The organism is Allorhizobium sp. GW101-3B10 (assembly GCF_059424725.1).
In genome coordinates this window covers 1961648-1987146 of sequence record NZ_JBWKZR010000001.1, presented here as the reverse complement: position 1 = coordinate 1987146, position 25499 = coordinate 1961648, and the positions used below count along the sequence as shown (strand labels likewise).

The window sequence follows — 25499 nt, the reverse complement described above, 5'->3', positions numbered from 1 at the left end:
TTTCGGGGGCGCCGAACGGCGTGTCCGGCCGCGGGAAATCGGCAATAGTCGCAGTCTTGCCTGAAAGCTCTCCTAGGCTCGTTTTAGTCGCCGCTCATGAAGAGAGTGCCCTCGGCAAGGCGACGGGCACCCGATCGTGGCGGAGCGATGAACCGGTTATTCACGGTTTTGCGGTGAAATGTCTTACAGGCAAGGCTATGCCTTCTGTGTCGAACGGATGGATCGGCTGATGTCTGCGGTGTTGTGGAAGAAATACGGAATTATGCAGACAACAGACTGGAAGTCTCCGGCGACATTGCTTCTCTCCGCGTTCCTGTTCGTCATGACGGGCACCGCCGGACACGCCTTCGATATCAATTCGGGCGTGAGCAAGGAATCCGGCCCCTTCGACCTCTTCAAGTTCGGCTTCAAGGCCTACAAGAACGGTCAGAAGCAGGATGCCGTCGAAGCCTACCGCTATGCCGCCGAGAAGGGCCATACCGGTTCGCGCTGGGCGCTCGCCAACATGTATGCGGACGGCGACGGCGTGGTCGAGGATGATTTCGAAGCCTTCAAGATCTATGCCGAGATCGCCAGCCAGGGCGTCGAGCCCGGTTCCGAGGATACCGGCTTCTTCGTCAACGCGCTGCTGTCGCTCGCCCGCTACTACCGCCAGGGCATTCCCGGCAGCCCGGTGGCCAGCGACCTGACCCAGGCCCGCCAGCTCTATTTCCAGGCCGCCTCGACCTTCGGCGTGCCGGAAGCACAGTTCCAGCTGGCGCGCATGATCCTGGCCGGCGAGGGCGGCAAGAGCAATGTCCAGCAGGCCAAGAAATGGCTCAATCTGGCCCGCAAGAGCGGCCATCCCGGCGCCATGTCGGTGTTCGGCAACGTGCTCTTCCAGGAAGGGCAGACCGTGCGCGGGCTCGCCTTCCTGACGGCGGCGCTGGACAATTGTCCGCCCAAGGATTGCGGCTGGATGCAGGAACTGCAGGAACAGGCCTTCTCGATCGCCAACGAGGAAGACCGCCGCGTGGCCGTCGCCCTGGCACCGCAGGTCTACAGCCAGACCGAATGACCAAAGACCGGCGAGACGCCGGACGTCCAGGGATCGGTGAAGGCGCCGCTCGGGCGCCTTCGGCGTTTTTGGCGGATCGTCAGGCAGCGCTGCCGGCCGTCGTCGCCGGCCACGTCACATAGACATAGGTGCCGTCGACCGTCACCAGGCTGGCGCTCTCTCCGCTCGCCTTGTCGATGTGTGCGCCGGCCTTGGTCAGTTCGTAGCCGCCGCCCTTGTCGCGGCTGAGCTGGGTCTTCAGGAAGCTGGACCAGTCGCTGCGGCTGGTCTGCTCGGCGGTCCGGTTGGCCTTGTCATCCGCGGCGTCCCAGGCCTTGATCTTGCGGCCGTTGACGGCGTCGGTGACGGTGAGCGTGCCGGCCTCGAGCGCCGCCAGCATTTCCTTCGCCTTCAGCGCCCCGTCGCCCGAGCTCTTCATCTCCTCGAGCTTGGCCTTCAGGCCCTTCATGAAGGAGGCGGTCTGGATGTCGTCCGAGATCGGCGCCTCTTCTTCGGTGCCGTCGTCCGCGCCGCCGGCGGCGCCGATCGCGCGCAGCAGGCTGGTGTCATAGGTCTCGCTGTCGGAGCCGTCGTCCTGGCCGTAGTCGCGCATCAGGCCGTCGAGGGCCGAGGCATAATAGTCGTCATTGCCGCTGGAGCTGCCACCGCTGGCCTGACTTTCTTCCTTCAGGACCCTGAGGAAGATCTGGGTGCTCGCAAGCTGTGCAGAATTGATAGATGAAACCATTGAAATATCCCGCGTTATTCGTCGCCGGCGGGATGGAGGCAGACAGGACTGTCCGCCGTTCGATCTAAGGGCCGCTCCCGCAGAGGCTCGTACCGACAACTAGCCTCGGCGACTTGCTCAGACCTTGCCATTGTTCCGGCAGGCATGGCGCGCGGGTTACACCTGTGGTGCGCTCGAGCGCCGCTCAGAAGGCGAAGACGGCGGCGACCGGGACGTGGTCGGACGGTTTTTCCCAGCTGCGGACATGCTTTTCGATCGACGCCGACAGCAGCCGGTCGCTGGCCTCCGGCGACAGCATCAGGTGGTCGATGCGGATGCCGTTGTTCTTCTGCCAGGCTCCGGCCTGATAGTCCCAGAAGGTGTAGAGAAGCGGGTCGTCGCTAGTGGCACGCACGGCATCGGTCAGGCCGAGATTTTCCAGCCGGCGGAACGACTGGCGGGTCCTCGGTAGGAAGAGGGCATCGCCTTCCCACAGCCGCGGATCGCGGCAGTCGTGCGGTTCGGGGATGACGTTGTAGTCGCCGGCAAGGATGAGCGGCTCTTCGAGCGCCAGCCGGCTCTCGGTGAAGGCTTGCAGCCGTTCCATCCAGGCGAGCTTGTAGGGGTACTTGACCGGATCGTCCGGCGGGTTGCCGTTCGGCAGGTAGAGCGAGCAGATCCGCACGATGCCGCGCTCGACGGAAAACACGGCCTCGATGAAGCGCGCCTGCTCGTCGCCATCGTCGCCCGGCAGGCCGCGGTTGACCTCGTCGGGCTTGGCCTTGGAGAGGATCGCCACGCCGTTGAAGCCCTTCTGGCCGTGCGTCTCGACATGGTAGCCGAGCGCCTCGATCTCGAGCCGCGGAAAGCCGTCGTCGACGGATTTAATTTCCTGCAGGCAGACGACGTCCGGCGCCGAGCTCTTCAGCCATTCGCAGAGATTGGCGATGCGTGCCTTGACGCCATTGATGTTCCAGGTCGCGATCTTCATGGCATCCACCCTTTCGTCTTGCCTCTACATAGCCGATGGCGCGGGTTTTGCCATCGGCTTTTGCCGGCTTTTCGTCCGCGGCACTTTGACAACTCATGGTTTTGCGCATCATTCTTTCGATGCGGCCTGTTGGGGAGGGCGGGTCCGCGCATCAAGAAAAGGGGACCAGCTCAATGTCTGAAAATACAACCAAGACCCACCCGGTCGACGAGGTGCTGCCGCTTTCGCGGCTTGCCGCACTCGGCCTCCAGCATGTTCTCGTCATGTATGCCGGGGCGATTGCCGTACCGCTCATCGTCGGACGCGCGCTCAAGCTGCCACCGGAAGACGTCGCCTTCCTCATCTCCGCCGATCTCTTCGCCTGCGGGATCGTCACGCTCATCCAGTCGTTCGGGCTCACGCAGTGGTTCGGGATCCGGCTGCCCGTCATGATGGGCGTGACCTTCGCCTCGGTCGGCCCCATGGTTTCCATGGCCAACGTCAACGGCGGACCGGACGGCGCACGCCTGATCTTCGGCTCGATCATCGGCGCCGGCCTTGTCGGCATCCTGATCGCGCCGCTGGTCAGCCGCCTGCTGCGATTCTTTCCGCCCGTGGTGACCGGCACGATCATTCTCGTGATCGGCGTGTCGCTGATGCGCATCGGCATCAGCTGGATCTTCGGCAATCCCGTCGGGCCGACGGCGCCGAGCATTCTCGACCCGGCCCATGCCAAGTGGCTCGAGGATGTGCGGGCGCTGGCCGCGACGGGGGCGGGGGGTATTCCCGAGATTCCGGCCAAGCTCGCGCTCGCACCGAGCGTGCCGAACGCGGCCTATGCGCCGCTTTCGGGCATCGCAGTCTCGGCGATCGTTCTTGTGTCGATCCTGCTCATCGCCCGGTTTGCCAAGGGTTTCGTCGCCAACATCTCGGTTCTCCTCGGCATTGTCATTGGCGGGATCGTCGCGGCTGCCGCGGGTATGATGCATTTCGACAAGGTGGCGAGTGCCGCCTGGTTCGCACCGATCATGCCCTTCCATTTCGGTGTGCCGACCTTCGATCCGGTCCTGATTGTCACCATGACGATCGTCATGGTGGTGGTGATGATCGAGTCGACCGGCATGTTCCTGGCGCTCGGGGACATGACGGGCAAGACCGTCACGCGACCGATGCTTGCCGCGGGCCTGCGCACCGACGGTCTGGGCACCTTGATCGGCGGGGTCTTCAACACGTTTCCCTATACGAGTTTCTCGCAGAATGTCGGCCTGGTCGGCGTGACGGGCGTGCGCTCACGCTTCGTCTGCGTGATCGGCGGGATCATTCTCGTGGTGCTGGGCCTGCTGCCGAAGATGGCCGCCCTCGTCGAATCGCTGCCGACGGTGGTTCTCGGCGGCGCCGGTCTGGTCATGTTCGGCATGGTCGCGGCAACCGGCATCCGCATTCTCTCGTCCGTCGACTTCAAGTCGACCCGCAACAATCTCTTCATTGTCGCAGTGTCGATCGGTTTCGGGATGATTCCGCTGGTTGCGCCGAACTTCAAGCAATGGATGCCGCACGGCATCCATCCGCTGATCGACTCCGGCATCCTGCTGGCCTCGATCGCGGCGGTGCTGCTCAACATCTTCTTCAACGGGGCCTCAATGACCTCGGAGGCGGAGGTCCGTGACGCGGCGCTGGCTGCCGATGGCGGTCATTGAATACGAAACGGCCGGTCCGGGCGCTTGCCTGGACCGGCCGGCTGAACAGGTGGGCGCAGCGTTTTCAGACGGAGAAACTAGTGCCGCAGCCGCAGCTGGCGACCGCGTTCGGGTTGTTGATCTGGAAGGACTGGCCGAGCAGGTTGTCGACGAAATCGATCTCGGAGCCGGCCATGTAGACCAGCGACATCGGGTCGATCAGCAAGGTGGCGCCGTCGCGGCTCACCACCAGGTCGTCGGACTGGGGCCCCTTGTCGAGGTCGAACTTGTAGGAGAAACCTGAACAGCCGCCGCCTTCGACGGTGACCCGCAGGGCGCTCTTGTCGGCTTCACTGGCGACGATCTGGGCGATTCGCTTCGCCGCGGCTTCGGAAAGGGTGACGGTCTCGGTGCTCATCTTGCCTCCTGACGGGTTCAAGGCCCGTGGAAAACTTCTGTAACGCCAGAAAATTCAACGTTCTGACACGTATCGGCGATAGATCGCCGTGGATATTGCCGGATGCCGGCCGCGCTCATGATATAAGAGGCAAACCTTGCTGCATCGTTCGCTATAGGTATGAAGGCGAACCGGTGGCGTCAATGGGGAGCGGACAGGCGCGATATGACGATCGACAAAAGTGCATTGGGTTTCGGTTCGGGCGAGCGGGCGATCTACGCCACCGATCCCTGGACGACGCGCGGACGGCTGTTTCCGGAGGGCGGCAGCCCGACGCGCTCCGACTTCCAGCGTGACCGCGACCGCATCGTCCATACCACGGCCTTTCGCCGGCTGAAGCACAAGACGCAGGTCTTCATCGGTCCCGACGGTGACCACTATCGCACGCGCCTGACCCATACGATCGAGGTGGCGCAGATCGCCCGCGCGCTCGCCCGTGCGCTGAAGCTCGACGAGGATCTCGCCGAGGGCGTGGCGCTCGTCCACGACTTCGGCCACACGCCGTTCGGCCATACCGGCGAGGACGCGCTGCATGAGGTGCTGGCGCCCTATGGCGGCTTCGACCACAACGCCCAGTCACTCAGGATCGTCACCAAGCTGGAGCGGCGCTATGCCGAGTTCGACGGTCTCAACCTGACCTGGGAAACGCTGGAAGGGCTGGTCAAGCACAATGGCCCGCTGGTGACCAAGGCGGGCGAGGGGACGCGCGGCCCGGTTCCCCAGCCGATCCTCGACTATTGCGAGCTGCACGATCTGGAACTGGCCAGCTATGCCGGCCTGGAGGCCCAGGTCGCGGCGATCGCCGACGACATCGCCTACAATACCCACGACATCGACGACGGCCTGCGCTCCGGCTATCTGAGCTTCGACATGCTGGAGGACGTGCCTTTCCTCGCCGGGCTGATGAAGGAGGTGCGCGACCGCTATCCGCATCTGGAGCCCGACCGCTTCACCCACGAGATCATGCGCCGGCAGATCACCCGCATGGTCGAGGACGTGATCGGGGTCGCGCAGGGGCGCCTTGCCGCGCTCAGACCGCAGAGTGCCGCCGATATCCGCGCCTCCGACCGGACCGTCGCCACCTTCTCCGACGAAATGGCCGAGACCGACCGCCAGATCAAGAAGCTGCTGTTCAGTCGCATCTACCGCCATCCCGACATCATGCGCATCCGCGCCGGTGCGGCGCAGATCGTCACCGACCTGTTCCACGCCTACATGGCCGATCCGGCGCTGATGAAAAGCCATTACTGGGTCAACCATATCGCCGGCCTGAACGAGCCGGCGAGGGCGCGCCATGTCGGCGACTATCTGGCGGGCATGACCGATACTTATGCGGTGCGTACCCATAGCGAGCTGTTTGACCGGACTCCCGATTTGCGATAGGCAGCGCAGCAATTCCACTCCATTTGCGGGCTATCGAACTGCTTGCGCGGGTACCACGACATGAACCTCTTCGCCGACTTCGAAACGAGAATCAAAAATGCGCTCGAGCAGATCGACAGCATCAAGGAGAAGCGCTCCACCCTCGATTTCGGTCGCATCGTCGTCGAGCCGCCGCGCGATCCGAGCCACGGCGATGCCGCCACCAATGCCGCCATGGTGCTCGCCAAGGCGCTCGGCACCAATCCGCGGGCGCTGGCCGAGGTGATCGGCGACAAGCTCAAGGAAGACGGCGACATCGCCGAGGTGAGCGTGGCCGGCCCCGGCTTCATCAACATCCGCCTGTCGACCGGCTACTGGCAGCGCCTGCTGGCAACGATCATCACCGAAGGCACCGATTTCGGCCGCTCGACGCTCGGCAAGGACCGCAAGGTCAATGTCGAATATGTCTCGGCCAATCCGACCGGCCCGATGCATGTCGGCCATTGCCGCGGCGCCGTGGTCGGCGATGCGCTTGCCAACCTTCTGGCCTTTGCCGGCTATGACGTCGCCAAGGAATATTACATCAACGATGCCGGCGCCCAGATCGAGGTGCTGGCGCGTTCGGTGTTCCTGCGCTACCGCGAGGCGCTCGGCGAAAAGATCGGCGAGATCCCGGCGGGTCTCTATCCGGGCGATTATCTCGTGCCGGTCGGCCAGGCCCTGGCCGAGGAATTCGGCACCCGGCTGCACAACATGCCGGAAGAGGAATGGCTGGAGATCGTCAAGGAGCGCGCCATCGACGCGATGATGGTGATGATCCGCGACGACCTGGCGACCCTCAACGTGCATCACGACGTGTTCTTCTCCGAACGCACGCTGCACGCCAACGGCGCCGCCAAGATCCGCACCGCGATCAACGACCTGACCTTCAAGGGCCATGTCTATCGCGGCACGCTGCCGCCGCCGAAGGGTCAGCTGCCCGAGGATTGGGAAGACCGCGAGCAGACGCTTTTCCGCTCGACGGAAGTGGGCGACGACATTGACCGGCCGCTGGTGAAGTCGGACGGCAGCTATACCTATTTCGCCGCCGACGTCGCCTATTTCAAGGACAAGTTCGACCGCGGCTATTCCGAGATGATCTACGTGCTCGGCGCCGACCATGGCGGCTATGTCAAGCGGCTGGAAGCGGTGGCGCGGGCCGTGTCGGAAGGCAAGACCAAGCTCACCGTGCTTCTGTGCCAGCTGGTCAAGCTCTATCGCCACGGCGAGCCGGTGAAGATGTCGAAGCGCTCCGGCGACTTCGTCACCCTGCGCGAAGTGGTCGAGGAAGTCGGCTGCGATTCGGTGCGCTTCATGATGCTCTATCGCAAGAACAGCGAGCCGCTGGACTTCGACTTCGCCAAGGTGACGGAACAGTCGAAGGACAATCCGGTCTTCTACGTTCAGTATGCCCATGCGCGCTGCATGTCGATTTTCCGCCAGGCCAAGGAGGCCTTCCCCGATCTCGACCTCGAGGCGACCGACTTCGCCGGGGCCGTGGCCGGGCAGATCACCGATCCGACAGAGCTTCAGCTGATCGGCAAGCTCGCCGAATACCCGCGCATCATCGAGGCGGCGGCCCAGTCGCAGGAGCCGCATCGCCTTGCATTCTACCTCTACGATCTGGCAAGCTCGTTCCACGCCCATTGGAACAAGGGCAAGGATTCGCCCGAATTACGCTTTGTTAACGATAAACAGAGACAATTGAGTATTGCCAGGCTTGGGCTGGTGCATGCTGTCGCCTCCGTTTTGAAGTCCGGTTTGTCTATTACCGGCACTGCAGCTCCGGTCGAAATGCGATAGTATCGTCACCATTTACCCACAATGCACTGGCAAGCGTCGAGTCGCGTAGGGTGAGTGGATCAAGTAATGGTACAGAAGCAGGCCGCATACAGCAGTCGATTGGGGAGCGATAGTTTCGCGGACGACGATCCGTTGGCGGAACTTGCCCGGATCGTCGGCTTCGAGCCGCCCGTTGCGCGCGACACCGCGCCGACACGTCCCACAGCGCCGGAAGAGCCGCAGTTCAACCTCGAAGACGAACTTCTTCGCGAGTTCGAGGTCTATGATGCGCCGCTTCGGGCCGGCGAAGAGCCGCGCCCGGCAGGGCCTGCCGTGGCCTCCCAGTCCCGTTCGCCGGTCGAAGAGATCGAAGAGCTGGAGGACGTCTTCTATCCCGAGCCCTTCGTCGAGCCGGCCGCGGAAGCGCCGTCGGCACGCGTCGAACCCGTATTCGAGCCTGAACTGCGCCAGGAGCCGTCCTTCTCGGTCGATCTGGCCGACGAGCTGGAACTGGCCGTCTCCGAGCCGGAGGAGGCGTCGGCATGGTCGGCTCCTGAGCACGAGCCGAAGCTGCGCCTGCCGCTCGCCAATTTCGCCGCCCAGCCGCCGGTTCGCGCCGAGCCGCAATTCGTAGACGAGACCCCGGCCGAGCCCGCGCCGCAGGTCGAACCCCCGCACTATGCGGCAGAGACGGACGAGGCCCCGTCGGTCGAGGACTTCTTCGCCGACGAAGGTTTCAAGTGGAGCGAGACGGTTTCCGGCCCCGCTTCGGCTGTCCCGGCCGCGTCGATCGAGCGGCCGGCCGATCCGTTCGGCTTCGACGATCTGGTCGCCGAGGCCGGTGACCGTTCGGGTCGCCCGGCGGACGTCGCGGTTGACGCGCCATCCGCACCGGTTTCCCGCGCCGAGCCGTCCTTCGCCTTTTCCTTTGCCGACGATCTGGCTGCGAGCGAAGAGTTTGACCGCTCCGCATCGGCGGCCGCGTCCGTCGAGCCTCAGGCTCCTGCCGTTTCGTACGAACGCCCCGAAGCCATGCAGGCGGTCGAACATGCCGCACCGGCTGCCGATCTGCGTCCGGCGATCGAGGACGAAGAGTTCGATCCCTTCGCCGAAGGCGAGTTCGACCTGCAGCTCGACGATCTGGAGCTCGATCTGTCCGACATCGAGGTGGATCTCGATGAGCCGGCAGTCGCTCCGGTTGTGCCGGCTGCACGGCCGGCTCCCGTTTCGCTCGCGACGCCGGTTCTGCCCGCTGCAGCGCCGGTCGTAACGTCGGCTCCCGCTCCCGCCGCCTATGCGGCCTCGGCCGCCTCTACGGCGCCTTCCGCTTATGCAGCTCCGGCACCCGTGGCGGTCTCGCCGCGCGTGGCGCCGGCGGAAGTGCGTGCAGCGCCGGCAAAGCCGGCCCCGTCCGAATTCGACTTCACCGATGAGCCGCTGGCCTTCGATCCGGCCGAGATTTCCGAACAGGACGATCACCTCGAATCGATCGCCCATATGGACGTGCCGGAAGTGCCGGTGCCCGACAGCAAGCCGGCGCCGGTCGCCTACGCCCACGATTACGATCTCGACATCGACGGCGAACTGGCGACCTTGTTCGACCAGCCGTCGACGACGCCGGCTGCCGCCGTCCAGGCGCCCGCCGCGGCTCCGGCGCCCGCCGCCATGCGCCAGACGCCTTCGCTCGCAACCCCGGTCGCGGCCCAGGCCCCGGTTCAGGCAGCAGCCCAGCCGGCCAACGCACAGCTCCCGCCGATGGACGATTTCGACGCCTTCGAACGGGCGCTGGAGGAGGATTTCCGCCACACGCTCGACCGGCCGTCCGACTATGCCGCCGCCAATGCCGGCCGGATCAATATCCCGATGGAGCCGAAGGGCCTGTCGCGCTTCGGTTCGCGCGGCCTGCTGATGGCGGGTACGGCGGTTGTCGTCCTGCTTCTCGGCGGCGGTGCGCTCTATACCTGGCTGACCGGTTCCGGCCCCTCGATGATGTCGTCGGGCGAACCGCAGGTGATCACCGCCGACAAGGATCCGGTCAAGATCCTGCCCGAAAACCCGGGCGGCAAGTCCGTGCCGAACCAGGACAAGGCCGTCTATGACAGCGTCGCCGGCGCCGCCGTCGAGGATCCGAAGCAGGAGAGCCTGATCTCCTCGAGCGAGGAACCCGTCGACGTCGTGCAGAAGACGCTGATCCCGGAAACCCTGCCGCTGGAAGACGAATCGGACGCCCAGGCGCTAGGAACGCCGGTCGGCGAGACCGAGGATCCGCGGCTCTTGCCGGACCAGAACGGAACCGCGCAGTCGGCCCCCACCGAGACGGCGCAGCCCGCGACCATAACGCCGCGCAAGGTGCGCACCATGATCGTGCGTCCGGACGGCACGCTGGTCGCCCAGGAAGCCCCTGCGGAGGCAGCACCCGCTCCGACGCTCGAAGCGCCGGCCGTGACCGAACCGACCGCGGCCCCCGCAGCCGACAAGCCGGCGCTCGCCGCACCGTCCATCGCTGCCGAGACGCCGCTGGCGACCGCACCGGCCGACGCTCCCAAGGGTCCTGTTCCGACCGCACGGCCTTCGACGCCGGCCGATACGGCCGCAGCACCGGCCGCCGCCCCGCAAGCGTCTGCACCGACCGCACAGGCTGAAGCGTCGGCACCGGCCGCACAGGCAGAAGTGCCGGCCGCACCGGTTGCCGAGCCCGCTGCCGCGCCGACACCGGTCGCTGCCACGCCCGAGCCTGCTGCTTCGGAACCTGCGGCCGCCCAGCCGGCACCCGCAGCCGGCGGCTATTACATCCAGGTCGCGTCGCTGCCGTCCGAGGCGGAGGCGGAGAAATCCTACAAGAGCATTTCCGGCAAGTTCGGCAGTGTCGTCGGCGGTCGCGCCTACGAGATCAAGCGGGCCGAGATCGCCGGCAAGGGTACCTATTATCGCGTGCGCATTTCCGCCGGTACCAAGGCGGATGCGGCAGCCCTTTGCGAGCGCTACAAGGCGGCCGGCGGAAGCTGCCTCGTCACGAAGTAGCCAACGCACCTCAGCGACAACGAAAAAAGAGGCGGGAACCTGCGGTTTCCGCCTCTTTTCCTGTGTATGACCCGAACCCGTCGCTTCGGCTTTGATCCCACCCCTCTTATGATTCGGCCATGACCCAGACATCCATGCCCGCAAAAGCAATGATCCTCGGCTGCACCGGCCTTGCCTTGAGCGCCGACGAGAAGGCCTTCTATCGCGACGAGCAGCCATGGGGCTTCATCGTCTTCGCCCGCAATCTGAGCGAGCCGGCGCAGATCCGCGATCTGGTCGCCGAAATGCGCGATACCGTCGGCGGCCGCAACGCGCCGGTGCTGATCGACCAGGAGGGCGGCCGGGTGCAGCGCATCCGCGAGCCGATCGCCCCGCGATATCCCTCCGGCGCCGTGCTCGGAGAGCTCTATCGCCGCGACCGGGAACTGGGCCTGCGCGCCGCCTGGCTGATGTCGCGCCTGCACGCCTTCGATCTCATCCGCCTCGGCATCAATGTCGACTGCCTGCCGGTGCTCGACGTGCCGGTGGAAGGCGCCAGCAACGTCATCGGCGACCGCGCCTACGGCAATGATCCGGAAACGGTCGGCGCCATGGGCGAGGCGGCGGCGGCGGGCCTGAAGTCCGGCGGCGTCCTGCCGGTGATGAAGCACGTGCCGGGCCATGGCCGCGGCATGGCGGATTCGCACCACGAACTGCCGGTCGTCACCACGCCGCTGGCCGAGCTTGAGGCGCATGACTTTCCGCCGTTCCGGCGGCTGCGCAACGAGCTGATGGCGATGAGCGCGCATGTGGTATACTCGGCCATCGATCCGGATCACCCGGCATCGACCTCGCGCAAGGTGATCGACGAGATCATCCGCGGTTCTATCGGGTTTGACGGGCTGCTGATGTCGGACGACGTGTCGATGAACGCCCTCAAGGGCACGCTCGGCGAGCGGGCGGCGGCGATCGTCGCCGGCGGCGGCGATGTCGTGCTTCACTGCAACGGCGTCATGGACGAAATGCGGGCGGTCGCGGCCGAAGTGCCGCTGCTCAAGGGCAAGGCGAGGGCGCGGGCCGATGCCGTCGAGGCTGCTTTTGGCACAACCGATACCGCGGAAGAAGTCGCCATCCGCGCCGAGTTCGACGGCCTGAGGGCGACCGCCTGATGTCGCCCGTGTCCGCCACGCCCCCATCGCCGAAGCGGCCGGCATCCGGCAATCCGGCAACGCCGATGGACAGCCTGTGGCAGGACACGGCCGAGGAACGGCTGACCGGCGAACCGGCTTTCGTCATCGACGTGGCGGGCTTCGAAGGACCGCTCGACCTTCTGTTGTTCCTCGCGCGCAACCAGAAGGTCGACCTGTCGCGGATCTCGATCCTCGCGCTGGTCGAGCAATATCTCGAGTTCATCGAAAGCGCGCGGCGCATCCGTCTGGAGCTGGCGGCCGACTATCTCGTCATGGCGGCCTGGCTCGCCTATCTGAAATCGCGCCTGCTGATCCCGCAGCAGGCCAAGGATGAAGGTCCGTCGGGCGAGGAAATGGCCGCGACGCTGGCCTTCCGGCTGAAGCGGCTGGAGGCCATGCGCGAGGCGGCGACGCGGCTGATCAACCGCAACCGGCTCGGCCGCGACGTGCATGCCCGCGGCGCGCCGGAGCATGTGCCGACCCGCGTCGACAATGCCTACGAGGCCTCGCTCTACGATCTCTTGACCGCCTATGCCTCGCTCCGGCAGCGCCAGGCGACCACCCAGGTGACGATCGCGCGCCGCCGCGTCTGGTCACTCGCCGATGCGCGCGCCATCCTGACGCGCATGATCGGCGAGATCGGCGACTGGACCGCACTCGACCATTTCCTCCTGCGTTACCTGACGACCCCCGCCGAGCGTGTGAGCGCGATCGCCAGCGCCTTTGCCGCGTCGCTGGAGCTGGTGCGCGAGGGCCGGCTGGAGATCCGGCAAGAGGGCGCCTTCCAGCCGATCTACCTGCGCAGCGGCCCGCGCGCCGGCGAGCTGGCGGCGGTGGAGTAGCGCGATGGCGGAGGTGCGGGACGGCGATTTCTTCCCCGAGGACGAGGCGGACGAGCCCGTCGTCGAGCGCGACCCGATGCTCGAGCGCGCCGAGCGCGAGGCGATCCGCATCGCCGAGGCGCTGGTCTTCGCTTCCGCCGAGCCGGTTTCGGAAAACTTCATCGCCGAACGCCTGCCGCGTGGCATCGACGTCAAGGCGATCATGCGCCGGCTGAAGGAAGACTACGCCCCGCGCGGCGTCAATCTCCTTCAGGTCGACGAGCACTGGGCCTTCCGGACGGCTGCCGATCTCTCCTTTGCCGTCCGCAAAGACGAGACCGAGGTCAAGAAACTGTCGCGCGCGGCACTCGAAGTGCTGGCGATCATCGCCTACCACCAGCCGGTGACCCGCGCCGAAATCGAGGACATTCGCGGCGTGCAGACGTCGAAGGGCACGCTCGACGTGCTGATGGAGGCTGGCTGGGTTCGTTTTCGCGGCCGCCGCCGCACGCCCGGCCGGCCCGTGACGCTCGGTACGACCCGCGATTTCCTCGATCATTTCGGCCTCGAAGAGCTCCGCGACCTGCCGGGTCTCGACGAATTGAAGGGGGCGGGACTGCTCTCCGGGCGTATTCCGGCGAACTTCAATATCCCCCTGCCCATGACCGGCGACGAGCTCACCGAGGACGAGGATCCGATCACCCAGCTCGATCTCGAGGAGCTTGGCCTCTTGACTCCGGGTGGAGAAGCGGACGAATAGCATCAGGTTTATAACGGTAACCGGGCGGTGTTCGGATGTCCTGCGTGGCGCGCTCGTGCCCCGGCATCCGCGACAGCCGGCCATGCGGACGGTGGAATGAGCGCGCAGACGATGCAAGGTGACAATTCGAGGCGCACGGCCGGCGTTACCTTTGCGGCGCGGTTGAGCTTCGAGGATATCCGTCACGGCTATCACAATCGCGAGACCCTGCGCGGCGTGTCGCTGACCGCCGAGCCGGGCGAGGTCCTCTGCCTGCTCGGACCGTCCGGCTCCGGCAAGACGACCCTGCTTCGCATTGCCGCAGGCATCGAGGCGCAGCTGTCCGGCCGCCTGCTGCTCAATGATCGCGAAGTGGCAGGCCCTTCCGTCTTCGTGCCGCCGGAACAGCGCGGCATCGGCCTGATGTTCCAGGATTTCGCCCTTTTCCCGCATATGAGCGTGGTGGAGAACGTGCGCTTCGGCCTCACCGCCATGCCGGCGCGCGAGGGCATTTCCGAGGCGATGGCGGCGCTGGAGCGGGTCGGGCTCGCCCACTGTGCGCAGAAATATCCGCATGCCCTTTCGGGCGGCGAGCAGCAGCGCGTGGCTCTCGCCAGGGCGCTTGCGCCGCGTCCGGGCGTGCTTCTGATGGACGAGCCGTTCTCCGGCCTCGATTCGCGCCTCAAGGACACGATCCGTGCTGACACGCTGGCGATCCTGCGCGAAACGCGGGCGACCGCCGTCGTCGTCACCCACGACGCAGAGGAGGCGATGCGCATGGCCGACCGGATCGCGCTGCTGCGCGATGGCAAGCTGGTGCAGGTCGGCAGCTCTGACGATCTCTACCGCCGGCCGAAGGACCTGTTCACCGCGGCATTCTTCTCGGAAATCAACGAGTTCTCCGGAATCGTGCACAGTGGCCGTGTGGCGACGCCGCTCGGGGTCGCCGAAGCGCCGGGCATTGCCGAGGGCAGGGAAGTGTCGATCGCCGTGCGGCTCTCCGGGGTCGGCGTCAGCGAGGACAGCGGCGTCATTCCGGCCCGCATCCTGTCGCGCCGTTTCCTCGGCGTCGTCGAGCTGCTGGAACTGGCGATCCCGGGAAGCGAACGGCCGGTGCGCTCGCGCATGCGCGCCGACATCCTGCCGCCGGGCCTGAAGGAAGCGACAATCGCGGTCAATCCGCTCGACATTTTGGTGTTTGAAAAAGAGTCTGAAACCCCTTACATCGGGGAAACAGAAAACACGGAGTGACTGGTATGGGTTCTTTTAGCATGTGGCACTGGCTGATCGTCTTGGCCATCGTTCTGTTGCTGTTCGGCCGCGGCAAGATCCCGGAGCTGATGGGTGATGTCGCAAAGGGCATCAAGAGCTTCAAGAAGGGCATGTCCGACGACGAGGCCGATACGTCGGCCACCGGGAAGTCCGTCGATCACAAGACCGACGAAACGAAATAAGCCCTCGATCGGTCGCGTGGCGGCCGGTGCGGGATTTCAGGCGCCCCGTCGTGTCGGGGCGACCTTTTCCCATTCAGGGCAAGGGGATGTGCGGCGCATCGCCGATGATGCGCGGTCCCCGGGATAAATGGCTTCAGGAGCCCGTTGAATGCTGGATATTGGCTGGACCGAGTTGCTCGTCATCGCGGTGATCCTGATCGTTGTGGTCGGTCCGAAGGATCTGCCGCCGATGATCCGCGCTTTCGGCAAGATGACGTCGCGGCTGCGCCGAACCGCGGGCGAATTTCGCGCCCAGTTCGACGAGGCTCTGCGCGAGGCGGAACTCGACGACCTGCGCAAGTCGGTCGACGACGTCCGCAACCTCAATCCGAAGAACGCACTGCGCGACGCCATCAACCCGCTGCGCCAGATGGGCAACGAGATCAAGGCCGACCTGCAGAAGGCGACGACCGCAGACGCCAAGGCGGCGGCCGGCGTCACGTCCGCCGAGCCCGCACCCGCCACGTCCTTCCCGGAAATGCCGTCGCCTCTGGTCGGTGTGCCGGGGGAGCTCGCCCAGCCGATGCCGGATCCTGCTCCGGCGCCCGCCGCAAAGCCCGCCAGGACGTCCACGCCGCGCAAGGCCAAGGCCGCCGCGGCCGCCGATGCGGCGGTCGAGAGCCCCAAGCCGGCCAAGTCGCCGGTCGCCGCCAAGCCGGTCAAGCCTAGCCGTTCCAAGCCCGCCGTCGTGGAGAGTGAGACCGCCAAGCCGTCCGCTCCGAAGAAGCCCCGCAAGCCGAAGACCGAGGAGCCCGCATGAGCGGCGACATTGAAGACAAGCCGCAGCCGCTCGTCGAGCATCTGATCGAACTGCGCTCCCGGCTGATCTGGGCGATCGGGGCGTTCTTCATCGCCTTCATCGGTTGTTTCGCCTTTGCCAAGCAGCTCTTCAACATCCTGGTCGTTCCCTACAAATGGGCCGTCCTGTGGGCCGGGCTCGATCTCACCAAGGCCGAGCTGATCTATACCGCGCCGCAGGAGTTCTTCTTCACCCAGGTGAAGGTGGCCATGTTCGGCGCCGTGGTGATCGCCTTCCCGGTGATTGCGGCACAGATCTACAAGTTCGTGGCGCCAGGCCTATACAAGAACGAGCGGGCGGCCTTCCTGCCGTTCCTGATCGCCTCGCCGATCCTCTTTCTGCTCGGCGGCGCGCTCGTCTATTTCTTCTTCACACCGATGGTGATGTGGTTCTTCCTCGCCATGCAGCAGGCGCCGGGCGAGGGCGAGGTGGCCATCTCGCTGATGCCGAAGGTCTCGGAATATCTGAGCCTGATCATGACGCTGGTGTTTTCCTTCGGCCTGGTGTTCCAGCTGCCGGTCATCACGACGCTTCTGGCTCGTGTCGGCATCCTCGAAAGCCAGTGGCTGGCCGACAAGCGCAAGTACTTCATCGTCGTCGCCTTCATCGTCGCGGCGGTGCTGACGCCGCCCGATCCGATCTCCCAGATCGGCCTTGCTTTGCCGACGATCCTTCTCTACGAGGTAGCCATCTATGCTGCGCGACTCGTGGAGCGTCGACGGGCCGCCGAGACTTCGGTTGTCGCGGACGAGGCGAGCGAGCAGGACAGCGCCTAAGCTGCGCCGTTCGTCCTCCTCCACTCCCGGGCATGCATCCATGGGGCCGGACAGGGCACCCGCCAGGTCCGATCCGACGATCACGAGAGATGACCTGGAACGACGATGCTTGATATCAAATGGATCCGTGACAATGCCGAAGCCCTCGATGCCGCGCTGGCCAAGCGCGGCGCCGAGCCTCTGGCCGCAGGCCTGATCGCCCTCGACGAGAAGCGCCGCTCCGTCGTCCAGTCGCTGCAGGACATGCAGTCGCGCCGCAACACCGCCTCCAAGGAGATCGGTGCGGCCATGGGCAAGAAGGACATGGAGCTTGCCGAGAAGCTGAAGGCCGAGATCGCTCACCTGAAGGACCTCATGCCGGCCGCGGAAGAGGAAGAGCGCCAGGTTTCCGCCGAACTCATCGACCAGCTGTCGCGCATTCCCAACATTCCGCTCCACGACGTTCCGGTCGGCAAGGACGAGCACGACAACGTGGTGAAGCGCGTCGTCGGCAGCAAGCCCGGCTGGAACCATGCTGCCAAGGAACACTACGAGCTCGGCGAAGCGCTGGGCTACATGGACTTCGAGCGCGCTGCCAAACTGTCGGGTTCGCGCTTCACGGTGCTGACCGGCCCGCTGGCCAGGCTGGAGCGGGCGATCGGCCAGTTCATGCTCGACCTGCACACCACCGAACATGGCTATACCGAAGTGTCCTCGCCGCTGATGGTGAAGGACGAGGCCATGTACGGCACGGGCCAGCTGCCGAAATTCGCCGAGGATCTGTTCCGCACCACCGATGGCCGCTGGCTGATCCCGACGGCGGAAGTGACGCTCACCAATCTGGTTTCGGGCGAAATCCTCGAGCAGGAAAAGCTGCCGCTCCGCTTTACCGCGCTCACCCCGTCCTTCCGCTCGGAAGCGGGCTCCGCCGGCCGCGACACGCGCGGCATGCTGCGCCAGCACCAGTTCTGGAAGTGCGAACTCGTGTCGATCACCGATGCCGAGAGCGCGATCGACGAGCATGAGCGCATGACCGCCTGCGCCGAGGAGGTGCTCAAGCGCCTCGGCCTGCATTTCCGCACCATGACGCTCTGCACCGGCGACATGGGCTTCGGTTCGCGCAAGACCTACGACCTCGAAGTCTGGCTGCCGGGCCAGGACACCTATCGCGAGATTTCCTCGTGCTCGGTCTGCGGCGACTTCCAGGGCCGGCGCATGAATGCCCGCTATCGCGGCAAGGACGGCAAGGGCACGACCTTCGTCCACACGCTGAACGGTTCGGGCACGGCCGTCGGCCGGGCGCTGATCGCCGTCATGGAGAATTACCAGAACGAGGACGGCTCGATCACCGTTCCCGACGCTCTGCTGCCCTATATGGGCGGCCTGAAGAAGATCGAAAAAGCGGCCTGAGGGGCAAGGAGACCGGATGCGCATTCTCCTGACCAATGACGACGGCATCCACGCCGAGGGCCTCGCGGTCCTCGAGCGTGTCGCCCGCACGCTGTCCGACGATGTCTGGATCGTGGCACCGGAGACCGACCAGAGCGGCCTTGCCCATTCGCTGACGCTGTCGGAGCCGCTCAGGCTGCGCAAGGTCGCCGACAGGCGTTTTGCGTTGCGCGGCACGCCGACCGACTGCGTCATCATGGCGATCCGCGAAATCCTGCCGGAGAAGCCCGACCTCGTCCTGTCCGGCATCAATGCCGGCGGCAATGTCGCAGACGACGTGACCTACTCCGGCACGGTCGCCGGCGCCATCGAGGGCACGTTGCAGGGCGTCCGTTCGATCTCGCTCAGCCAGCTCTACGAATATTCCAACGGCGGCCGGGTCATTCCCTGGGAAGTCGCCGAAGCCCTGGCGCCCAAGCTCTTGGCGCAACTCATCGAGATCGACCTTCCGCCCGGCACTTTCCTCAACATCAACTTCCCCCGCTGCGCGCCGGCCGAGGTCAAGGGTGTCGAGGTGACCTCGCAGGGCAAGCTCGATTTCGGCCTCGAAGTCGAGGAGCGGGCGGATGGTCGCGGATTCCCCTACTACTGGCTGCGCTTCGGCGATCGCGGCAGCAAGTTCCGCGACGGCACCGACCTGCAGGCGCTGAAGGAAGACAAGATCTCGGTCACGCCGCTCAAGCTCGACATGACCGACTACACCGTCCAGGACAGCATTGCCCGGGCACTGGGTTTCGGAGCAGCCGATTGAAACCGGGTATGGTCGAAAAGGAAGGCTTTGCCGCTCTGGTGCTCAGGCTCCGGGCGGAAGGGATTTCCGACCTCGATCTGCTGACCGCGGTCGAGCAGACGCCGCGTTCGCTGTTCGCGCCGCCGCAATATTCCGACCACGCCTATTCCAGCCGTTCCATCCCGATCGAATGCGGCGCCTTCATGGAGGGGGCCGATCTGGCGGTGCGGCTGCTCTCGCACCTGCATGTGAAGCCCGGCCAGCGCGTTCTGGAAATCGGCACCGGCAGCGGGTTCATGACGGCCGTGCTCGGGCGGCTTTCCGAGCGGGTCATGTCGATCGATCGCTACAAGACGCTGATCGCCGCCGCCCAGCGCCGCCTCGACGGCCTGGCCTTGCGCAATGTCGTTTTGCGGCAGGCCGATGGCAGCCACGGGCTGACGGGCGAGGGCACCTTCGACCGGATCCTGGCCACGGCATCCTTTCCCACCATGCCGCGCTTTCTGGCTGAACAGCTTGTCTCCGGCGGTGTCCTGCTTGCCCCGCTGATCACCGGGGAAGAGACGTGCATGATGGTTCGCCTGACCAAGACGGGCAGCCGTTTCGACCGCGAGGATCTGTTCGAGGTGCCTTATCTGCCGCTGGTGCCGAAGATCGCCTCCTATCTCTGAGGGCGTTTCCGATCTCCGCTGAAGCGTTCGAATGTGCGCCTTTTCGAAAATAGTTCACGGTGATTCCGTGTGATTAACCGGCCAGTAACACTAACACGCTTTAATCATACCCACATCAGGTTGCGTAATATGTGGGTCGAGTTATGCGTATGAGTGTATCGCCAAAAACCAGACTGCCGGTCGCCCGTCTCCTTGTGGCGATGTTGCTTGCCAGTGCTGCCACGGGCTGCAGCTCGGACGCTTCTCGGTTCAGTTCCGTATTCTCCACCGACAATCTGACGACCGCGTCCATTCCGCGGCGCAATGTCGTTGCCTCGCCCGTGCCCGCCGCCGAGGTTGGCGGCATGCAGTCGGCGGGTCAGGCGGATTACGCGAACCGCCAGCAGGCGGTGAACCAGCCCTATCCGAGCCAGCCTTCCTATGCTCCGGCATCGGCCGCCCGTGCCGCTTCGGCGCCGGTCGCCGTCCAGCGCGCCGAACTCGCGGCCCCGGCCGGCGCCGGCTCCAACCAGTCGGCCGAGCGCGCCGCCGCGCTCGCCCAGCCTTTCCCGGCTGCTCCTGCGCAGAGGCAGACCGCAATGCTCGCACCGCCGACGGCCGGCGATACGCTGACCACCGGCTCGACCAGGTCGACCGGAGGCTGGAGCAAGACCAATGCCGCCCGCGTGACGCTTCGCCCCGGTGAAAGCATCGCGACGCTATCCGCCCGCTACGGCGTGCCGGAACGGGAAATCCTCAAGGCGAACGGGCTTAGCCAGCCGAGCGATGCAGCGCCCGGCCAGCTGGTGCTGATCCCGACGCTTTCCGGCCAGGCCAATGCCGCACGCGCCGCAGCCGACGCCTCCGTTCTGCCCGACGGCAGCAAGAAGCCGACCCTGCCGCAGTCGCCAGAACAGAACGTCGCCGTCCTGCCGACGGTCCCGACCTCGCGCGACAAGTCGCAGGCAAACCCGTCGAGCGCCACCGGCAAGGCCGTGGCCGGCGCGGGCGAGGGGGCCGTTCCGGGGACCTATGTCGTCAAGCCGGGCGATTCGCTCAACAAGATCGCCAAGGCGACGGGAACGCCGATCGACAAGCTGAAGGCCGCCAACGGCCTGACCTCGGCCAATATCCGCATCGGCCAGTCGTTGAAGATCCCCGCCGGCGGTGCCGTCGCAGCGGCTCCTGCGACCGATCCGGTCAAGACTGCTACGATTCCGGCCGCAAACGGTGACGCCGGTGCGCCGGCTGCCTACAAGGCGCCGGTCGCCACCAAGTCCGTCAGCGAAGTGGCATCGGCCGATCCGAAGGAAACCGCGCCCGAGGCGACAGGCATCGGCAAGTATCGCTGGCCCGTTCGCGGCGCGGTGGTCGCCGGCTACGGCGCCAATGTCGACGGCAAGCGCAATGACGGCATCGACATCTCGGTTCCGGAAGGCACGCCGGTCAAGGCCGCCGAAAACGGCGTGGTCATCTATGCCGGCAACGGCCTGAAGGAACTGGGCAACACGGTTCTCGTGCGCCACGACGACGGCACCGTCACGGTCTACGGCCATGCCGATGCCCTGTCGGTCCAGCGTGGCCAGAAGGTCCAGCGCGGCCAACAGCTCGCCACCTCCGGCATGAGCGGCAATGTCAAGCGCCCGATGCTGCACTTCGAGGTTCGCAAGGATGCGAGCCCCGTCAACCCGATGACTTTCCTGGAATAGGTTTTGCGTCCCAGGCAAGCGGTGAAAAGGTCCGGTATCCCCGGGCCTTTTCTCGTTTCAGGCCCGGTCCGTGGCGATCCTGAGCCGGCCGGCGAGATCCTGGATATATTGCCAGGCGACGCGACCCGAGCGTCCGCCGCGGGTCGTCGCCCATTCGAGCGCCTCGCGGTGCAGGTCGGCCCGTTCGAGCGGCAGGCTGAAATGGGCGGCGTAGCCGTCGATCATCGTCAGGTAGTCGTCCTGGCTGCATTTGTGGAAGCCGAGCCAGAGGCCGAAACGGTCGGACAGCGACACCTTCTCCTCGACCGCCTCCGACGGATTGATCGCCGTCGACTGCTCGTTTTCCATCATGTGGCGCGGCAGGAGGTGACGGCGGTTGGAGGTCGCATAGAAGAGTACATTGTCCGGGCGTCCCTCGATGCCGCCGTCGAGTGCCGCCTTCAGCGACTTGTAGGCGGTGTCGTCGTGGTCGAAGGACAGGTCGTCACAGAACAGGATGATGCGGTGCGGCGTGTCCTTGAGCAGGTCGAGCAGGGCCGGCAGCGTGGCAATGTCCTCGCGGTGCACTTCGACCAGCTTGAGCGAGACGGCGGTCTGGGCGCGGATGTCGGCATGGACGGCCTTGACCAGCGAGGACTTGCCCATGCCGCGCGCGCCCCACAGCAGCACGTTGTTGGCCGGATAGCCCTCGGCGAAGCGCAGCGTGTTCTCGTGCAGGATGTCGCGTACATGGTCGACGCCGCGGATCAGCGACAGCGCCACGCGGTTGGGCTTCTTGATCGGCTGGAGATGGCTTCGCAGCGGCGACCACACGAAGCAGTCGGCCGCCGTCCAGTCGTTCTCCGCCGGCGGCGGCCCGGCAAGCCGTTCGACGGCCGCGGTGAGGCGGCGCAGTTCCGCGAGCAGCAACTGGTTTGCGTCTTCAGTCATCGGACCCTCCTCGGCGTGCTGCCGCCACGCGCGGCATTTTGCCCGGCGGTAGCATGGCCTTTTGCAGGCCGAAAGGGTAAGAGGCTGTAAAACGGTACTGGCCGGCGCTGTTTGTGTTGCATTCGACCGTCTCGGCACTATATTCCGGCAACCTGAAGCGGGGGCGAGGCTGCCCGCAAACATTGCAGTCTAGGGAGTTATTCCATGTTCTTTACGCAAGCCTTCGCCCAGGACGGCGCCGCCGCAGGTGGTGCATTCGGTTCTGGTCTCGAGATGCTCTTCCTCTTCGCGCCGCTGATGCTGATCTGGTACTTCCTGCTGATCCGTCCGCAGCGCCAGCAGCTGAAGAAGCGCACCGAGACGCTTGCTTCGATCCGCCGCGGCGACCAGGTCGTCATGGGCGGCGGCATCATCGCCAAGGTCAGCAAGGTCATCGACGACAACGAACTCGAAGTAGAGCTTGCCGACGGCGTCAAGGTTCGCGCGCTGCGCAGCTACATCGCCGAAGTCCGAGTCAAGGGCGAGCCGGTCAAGACCGACGCCGCGGCCTGATACCCACTCCCTACTGTGCGACCGGCGGTGCCGGTCGCTTTCTTCTGATGGCAACCATCTGAATTCGAGAGTTTGATGCTGTATTTTTCGCGCTGGAAGACATTCTTCATCTGGTTCACCGTTCTGGTGAGTGTCCTGGTGGCCTTGCCCAATCTCCTCAGCGATGAACAGCTCGAGGCTCTCCCATCGTGGATGCCGAGCAAGAAGGTCACCCTGGGTCTCGACCTGCAGGGCGGCTCGCACATCATGCTCAAGATCGAGAAGGCCGACATCGTCAAGGAACGGCTGGAAACGACGGTCGGCGACATCCGCGCCGCGCTGCGTGACGCGGGCATCCGCTATACCGGCCTTTCGGGCGTCGGCCAGCAGGTGCAGGTCCGCATCACCGATGCCGACAAGGTCGAGGCGGCCAAGGAAGCGCTTTCGGCGCTCACCGCCCCGGTGAGCGTCGGCGGCCTGACCGGCGGGTCCATCGAGGAAATCACCCTGCAGGAAGACGGCACGCTGTTGCGCTTCAACCTGACGGATGCCGGCATCGACTACCGTGCGGGTTCGGCGCTCACCCAGTCGATGGAGGTGGTGCGCCGCCGCGTCGACGAACTGGGCACGACCGAACCGATGATCCAGCGCCAGGGCAATGACCGCATCATCGTGCAGGTTCCGGGCCTTACCGATCCGCAGCGTCTGAAGTCGCTGCTCAATCAGACCGCCAAGCTGTCCTTCCACATGGTCGACATGAGCATGCCGGTGACGGAAGCGATCAACGGTCGCCCGCCGGCAAACGCCGAAGTGCTATATTCGCAGGACGATCCGGCCGTTCCCTATCTGGTCGAGAAGCGGGCGCTGGTCTCGGGTGAAAACCTGGTCGACGCGCAGGCCAGCTTCAACCAGCAGACCAACGAGCCGGTCGTCACCTTCCGCTTCGACAGCAAGGGCGCCCAGCGCTTCGCCCAGGCGACGCAGGAGAATGTCGGCCGTCCCTTCGCCATCGTTCTCGACGACCAGGTCATCTCCGCGCCGGTCATCCGCGAGCCGATCATCGGCGGTTCCGGCCAGATCTCGGGCAATTTCTCCGTCGAGGGGGCAAACGACCTGGCCGTGCTGTTGCGCGCCGGCGCACTTCCCGCGACGCTTACCGTTGTCGAAGAGCGTACCGTCGGTCCGGGCCTCGGCCAGGATTCGATCAATGCCGGCATCTTCGCCAGCGGCATCGGCGCCATCTTCGTCGTGCTCTTCATGCTCGGTTTCTACGGTTCCTTCGGCGTGATGGCCAACATCGCGCTCGCCGCGAACATTGTGATGATCCTCGCGCTTCTCTCGCTCATCGGTTCGACGCTGACGCTGCCCGGCATTGCCGGTATCGTGCTCACCATGGGCATGGCGGTCGACTCCAACGTTCTCGTCTACGAGCGCATACGAGAGGAGGCGAAGAGCGGCAGACCATTGGTCCAGGCGATCGAGATCGGCTTCAACAAGGCCTTTGCCACCATCGTCGACGCCAACCTGACGACGCTGATCGCCGCAGCCGTGCTGTTCTTCCTCGGCTCCGGCCCGGTCAAGGGCTTCGCGGTGACGCTGGCCATCGGTATCATCACCACCGTCTTCACCGCCTTCACCATGACCCGCTGGCTGATGGCCGTGTGGTTCCGCTGGCGCCGTCCCAAGCACCTGCCCAAGGGCATCCGCACCGGCATGTTCGACGCGCAGAACATCCGCTTCATGGCGATTCGCCGCTACACCTTCGGCATTGCCGGCGCTCTCGCGCTCGCCTCGATGGTCGGGTTCCTGACCGTCGGCCTCAATCTCGGCATCGACTTCCAGGGCGGCTCGATCATCGAGGTCAAGGCCCGTTCGGGTGCGGCCGACATCGGCGAGATCCGCGACCGCTTGAGCGAGCTCAATCTGGGCGAAGTCCAGGCCCAGGGCTTCGGCGATCCGGCGAGCGTACTCATCCGCATCCAGGCGCAGGAGGGCGGCGAAAATGCCGAGCAGTCGGCGATCACCCTGGTGCGCGGTGAACTGGAGGATGCCTATGAGTTCCGCCGGGTCGAGGTGGTGGGACCGGCAGTCTCCGGCGAACTGACGCAGACCGCGACGATCGGCGTTGCCGTCTCGCTGCTCTTCATTCTGATCTACATCTGGTTCCGCTTCGAATGGCAGTTCGCGGTCGGCTCGATCATCGCCACGCTGCACGACGTGATCCTGACGCTTGGCCTGTTCGTTTTGCTGGGGATCGAGTTCAACCTCACCAGTATCGCGGCGATCCTGACGATCATCGGCTATTCGCTCAACGACACCGTCGTGGTCTATGACCGAATGCGTGAAAACCTCAGGCGCTACAAGAAGATGCCGCTCGACGTGCTGATCGATACGTCGATCAACCAGACGCTGTCGCGTACCGTTCTGACGGGTTCGACGACGCTCTTGGCCCTGCTGGCGCTCTACCTGTTCGGCGGCGAGGTCATCGCGTCCTTCACGCTGGCCATGCTGTTCGGCGTTCTCGTCGGTACCTTCTCGTCGATCTACATCGCCGCACCGGTGCTGATCGCCTTCAAGCTGCGTCCGGAGACCTTCCAGGAGCAGGATGCCGAGAGCGCCCGGCCCGTGTCCGGCAAGGTCGAGGCCTGAGGCCG

Annotated in this window: 22 protein-coding genes; 18 read left to right on the top strand and 4 right to left on the bottom strand. The window is 65.3% G+C overall.

From position 1 onward, the window contains the following. The first annotated feature begins 229 nt into the window (after window positions 1-229). Window positions 230-1057 (top strand): exopolysaccharide production regulator ExoR, encoded by an 828-nt coding sequence (exoR, locus tag AC07Y0_RS09725; RefSeq protein ID WP_498676757.1) that lies wholly within the window; start codon window positions 230-232, stop codon window positions 1055-1057. Window positions 1058-1136: 79 nt separating this feature from the next. Here the strand turns inward: exoR and AC07Y0_RS09720 are convergent, their stop codons facing one another. Continuing rightward, window positions 1137-1784: a hypothetical protein gene (locus tag AC07Y0_RS09720; protein WP_498676754.1), complete on the bottom strand. Its 648-nt coding sequence runs from the start codon at window positions 1782-1784 to the stop codon at window positions 1137-1139. 184 nt (window positions 1785-1968) lie between these two features. Continuing rightward, a complete protein-coding gene (xth, locus tag AC07Y0_RS09715) occupies window positions 1969-2754 on the bottom strand; it encodes an exodeoxyribonuclease III (RefSeq protein WP_498676750.1) in 786 nt (261 codons plus the stop codon). 173 nt (window positions 2755-2927) lie between these two features. Here xth and AC07Y0_RS09710 point away from each other — a divergent pair, with 173 nt between their 5' ends. Next, window positions 2928-4430: a nucleobase:cation symporter-2 family protein gene (locus AC07Y0_RS09710; RefSeq protein WP_498676747.1), complete on the top strand. Its 1503-nt coding sequence runs from the start codon at window positions 2928-2930 to the stop codon at window positions 4428-4430. A 64-nt stretch (window positions 4431-4494) separates the two neighbouring features. Here AC07Y0_RS09710 and erpA read toward each other — a convergent pair whose 3' ends face one another. Continuing rightward, a complete protein-coding gene (gene erpA, locus AC07Y0_RS09705) occupies window positions 4495-4827 on the bottom strand; it encodes an iron-sulfur cluster insertion protein ErpA (RefSeq protein ID WP_498676746.1) in 333 nt (110 codons plus the stop codon). 204 nt (window positions 4828-5031) lie between these two features. Here erpA and AC07Y0_RS09700 point away from each other — a divergent pair, with 204 nt between their 5' ends. The 14 genes from AC07Y0_RS09700 to AC07Y0_RS09635 all read left to right on the top strand — a co-directional run bounded on the left by AC07Y0_RS09700 (window position 5032) and on the right by AC07Y0_RS09635 (window position 21384). Continuing rightward, a complete protein-coding gene (locus tag AC07Y0_RS09700; protein WP_498676744.1) occupies window positions 5032-6249 on the top strand; it encodes a deoxyguanosinetriphosphate triphosphohydrolase in 1218 nt (405 codons plus the stop codon). A gap of 60 nt (window positions 6250-6309) precedes the next feature. Then, complete coding sequence (argS, locus tag AC07Y0_RS09695) at window positions 6310-8070, top strand: arginine--tRNA ligase (RefSeq protein ID WP_498676743.1); 1761 nt, start codon at window positions 6310-6312, stop codon at window positions 8068-8070. A 132-nt stretch (window positions 8071-8202) separates the two neighbouring features. Next, window positions 8203-11070, top strand: coding sequence for an SPOR domain-containing protein (locus AC07Y0_RS09690; protein WP_498676742.1), 2868 nt, complete (start codon window positions 8203-8205; stop codon window positions 11068-11070). A gap of 119 nt (window positions 11071-11189) precedes the next feature. After that, on the top strand, window positions 11190-12218 hold the full coding sequence (gene nagZ / locus AC07Y0_RS09685; protein WP_498676741.1) for a beta-N-acetylhexosaminidase: 1029 nt from the start codon (window positions 11190-11192) through the stop codon (window positions 12216-12218). Continuing rightward, window positions 12218-13081 carry a segregation and condensation protein A gene (locus AC07Y0_RS09680; RefSeq protein WP_028735803.1) on the top strand — a complete coding sequence of 288 codons (864 nt, stop codon included), beginning with the start codon at window positions 12218-12220 and terminating at the stop codon, window positions 13079-13081. Before nagZ ends, AC07Y0_RS09680 begins: the two co-directional genes overlap by 1 nt. 4 nt (window positions 13082-13085) lie before the next feature. Continuing rightward, window positions 13086-13820 carry an SMC-Scp complex subunit ScpB gene (gene scpB, locus AC07Y0_RS09675; RefSeq protein WP_498676737.1) on the top strand — a complete coding sequence of 245 codons (735 nt, stop codon included), beginning with the start codon at window positions 13086-13088 and terminating at the stop codon, window positions 13818-13820. A gap of 96 nt (window positions 13821-13916) precedes the next feature. Continuing rightward, window positions 13917-15050 carry an ABC transporter ATP-binding protein gene (locus AC07Y0_RS09670; protein ID WP_498676734.1) on the top strand — a complete coding sequence of 378 codons (1134 nt, stop codon included), beginning with the start codon at window positions 13917-13919 and terminating at the stop codon, window positions 15048-15050. 5 nt (window positions 15051-15055) lie between these two features. Then, entirely contained in the window at window positions 15056-15253 is a 198-nt protein-coding gene (locus tag AC07Y0_RS09665; RefSeq protein WP_498676732.1) for a twin-arginine translocase TatA/TatE family subunit, read from the top strand. A 148-nt stretch (window positions 15254-15401) separates the two neighbouring features. Next, complete coding sequence (tatB, locus tag AC07Y0_RS09660) at window positions 15402-16052, top strand: Sec-independent protein translocase protein TatB (protein ID WP_498676731.1); 651 nt, start codon at window positions 15402-15404, stop codon at window positions 16050-16052. Beyond that, window positions 16049-16867 (top strand): twin-arginine translocase subunit TatC, encoded by an 819-nt coding sequence (gene tatC / locus AC07Y0_RS09655; RefSeq protein ID WP_498676729.1) that lies wholly within the window; start codon window positions 16049-16051, stop codon window positions 16865-16867. The genes tatB and tatC overlap by 4 nt, the downstream gene beginning before the upstream one ends. 105 nt (window positions 16868-16972) lie before the next feature. Continuing rightward, complete coding sequence (gene serS / locus AC07Y0_RS09650; RefSeq protein WP_498676727.1) at window positions 16973-18256, top strand: serine--tRNA ligase; 1284 nt, start codon at window positions 16973-16975, stop codon at window positions 18254-18256. A 16-nt stretch (window positions 18257-18272) separates the two neighbouring features. Next, window positions 18273-19046: a 5'/3'-nucleotidase SurE gene (surE, locus tag AC07Y0_RS09645; RefSeq protein ID WP_498676726.1), complete on the top strand. Its 774-nt coding sequence runs from the start codon at window positions 18273-18275 to the stop codon at window positions 19044-19046. An 8-nt stretch (window positions 19047-19054) separates the two neighbouring features. Then, a complete protein-coding gene (locus tag AC07Y0_RS09640; protein ID WP_498680206.1) occupies window positions 19055-19696 on the top strand; it encodes a protein-L-isoaspartate(D-aspartate) O-methyltransferase in 642 nt (213 codons plus the stop codon). 143 nt (window positions 19697-19839) lie between these two features. Further along, window positions 19840-21384 carry a peptidoglycan DD-metalloendopeptidase family protein gene (locus tag AC07Y0_RS09635; RefSeq protein ID WP_498676725.1) on the top strand — a complete coding sequence of 515 codons (1545 nt, stop codon included), beginning with the start codon at window positions 19840-19842 and terminating at the stop codon, window positions 21382-21384. A 57-nt stretch (window positions 21385-21441) separates the two neighbouring features. Here AC07Y0_RS09635 and AC07Y0_RS09630 read toward each other — a convergent pair whose 3' ends face one another. Further along, the gene (locus tag AC07Y0_RS09630; protein WP_498676724.1) at window positions 21442-22314 is read right to left on the bottom strand and encodes an ATP-binding protein; all 873 of its coding nucleotides are present in this window, start codon (window positions 22312-22314) and stop codon (window positions 21442-21444) included. Between the two features lie 204 nt (window positions 22315-22518). Here AC07Y0_RS09630 and yajC point away from each other — a divergent pair, with 204 nt between their 5' ends. Further along, window positions 22519-22866: a preprotein translocase subunit YajC gene (yajC, locus tag AC07Y0_RS09625; protein WP_028735792.1), complete on the top strand. Its 348-nt coding sequence runs from the start codon at window positions 22519-22521 to the stop codon at window positions 22864-22866. 75 nt (window positions 22867-22941) lie between these two features. Beyond that, a complete protein-coding gene (gene secDF, locus AC07Y0_RS09620; protein ID WP_498676720.1) occupies window positions 22942-25494 on the top strand; it encodes a protein translocase subunit SecDF in 2553 nt (850 codons plus the stop codon). Window positions 25495-25499 lie beyond the last annotated feature (5 nt).

Coding starts and splice junctions, on each gene's coding strand:
- tatB (WP_498676731.1), top strand. CDS start 15,402: ATGCTGGATATTGGCTGGACCGAGTTGCTCGTCATCGCGGTGATCCTG.
- AC07Y0_RS09720 (WP_498676754.1), bottom strand. CDS start 1,784: ATGGTTTCATCTATCAATTCTGCACAGCTTGCGAGCACCCAGATCTTC.
- AC07Y0_RS09680 (WP_028735803.1), top strand. CDS start 12,218: ATGTCGCCCGTGTCCGCCACGCCCCCATCGCCGAAGCGGCCGGCATCC.
- tatC (WP_498676729.1), top strand. CDS start 16,049: ATGAGCGGCGACATTGAAGACAAGCCGCAGCCGCTCGTCGAGCATCTG.
- secDF (WP_498676720.1), top strand. CDS start 22,942: ATGCTGTATTTTTCGCGCTGGAAGACATTCTTCATCTGGTTCACCGTT.
- AC07Y0_RS09640 (WP_498680206.1), top strand. CDS start 19,055: ATGGTCGAAAAGGAAGGCTTTGCCGCTCTGGTGCTCAGGCTCCGGGCG.
- AC07Y0_RS09710 (WP_498676747.1), top strand. CDS start 2,928: ATGTCTGAAAATACAACCAAGACCCACCCGGTCGACGAGGTGCTGCCG.
- argS (WP_498676743.1), top strand. CDS start 6,310: ATGAACCTCTTCGCCGACTTCGAAACGAGAATCAAAAATGCGCTCGAG.
- AC07Y0_RS09665 (WP_498676732.1), top strand. CDS start 15,056: ATGGGTTCTTTTAGCATGTGGCACTGGCTGATCGTCTTGGCCATCGTT.
- AC07Y0_RS09700 (WP_498676744.1), top strand. CDS start 5,032: ATGACGATCGACAAAAGTGCATTGGGTTTCGGTTCGGGCGAGCGGGCG.
- exoR (WP_498676757.1), top strand. CDS start 230: ATGTCTGCGGTGTTGTGGAAGAAATACGGAATTATGCAGACAACAGAC.
- xth (WP_498676750.1), bottom strand. CDS start 2,754: ATGAAGATCGCGACCTGGAACATCAATGGCGTCAAGGCACGCATCGCC.
- surE (WP_498676726.1), top strand. CDS start 18,273: ATGCGCATTCTCCTGACCAATGACGACGGCATCCACGCCGAGGGCCTC.
- AC07Y0_RS09670 (WP_498676734.1), top strand. CDS start 13,917: ATGAGCGCGCAGACGATGCAAGGTGACAATTCGAGGCGCACGGCCGGC.
- nagZ (WP_498676741.1), top strand. CDS start 11,190: ATGACCCAGACATCCATGCCCGCAAAAGCAATGATCCTCGGCTGCACC.
- AC07Y0_RS09635 (WP_498676725.1), top strand. CDS start 19,840: ATGCGTATGAGTGTATCGCCAAAAACCAGACTGCCGGTCGCCCGTCTC.
- erpA (WP_498676746.1), bottom strand. CDS start 4,827: ATGAGCACCGAGACCGTCACCCTTTCCGAAGCCGCGGCGAAGCGAATC.
- AC07Y0_RS09630 (WP_498676724.1), bottom strand. CDS start 22,314: ATGACTGAAGACGCAAACCAGTTGCTGCTCGCGGAACTGCGCCGCCTC.
- serS (WP_498676727.1), top strand. CDS start 16,973: ATGCTTGATATCAAATGGATCCGTGACAATGCCGAAGCCCTCGATGCC.
- yajC (WP_028735792.1), top strand. CDS start 22,519: ATGTTCTTTACGCAAGCCTTCGCCCAGGACGGCGCCGCCGCAGGTGGT.
- scpB (WP_498676737.1), top strand. CDS start 13,086: ATGGCGGAGGTGCGGGACGGCGATTTCTTCCCCGAGGACGAGGCGGAC.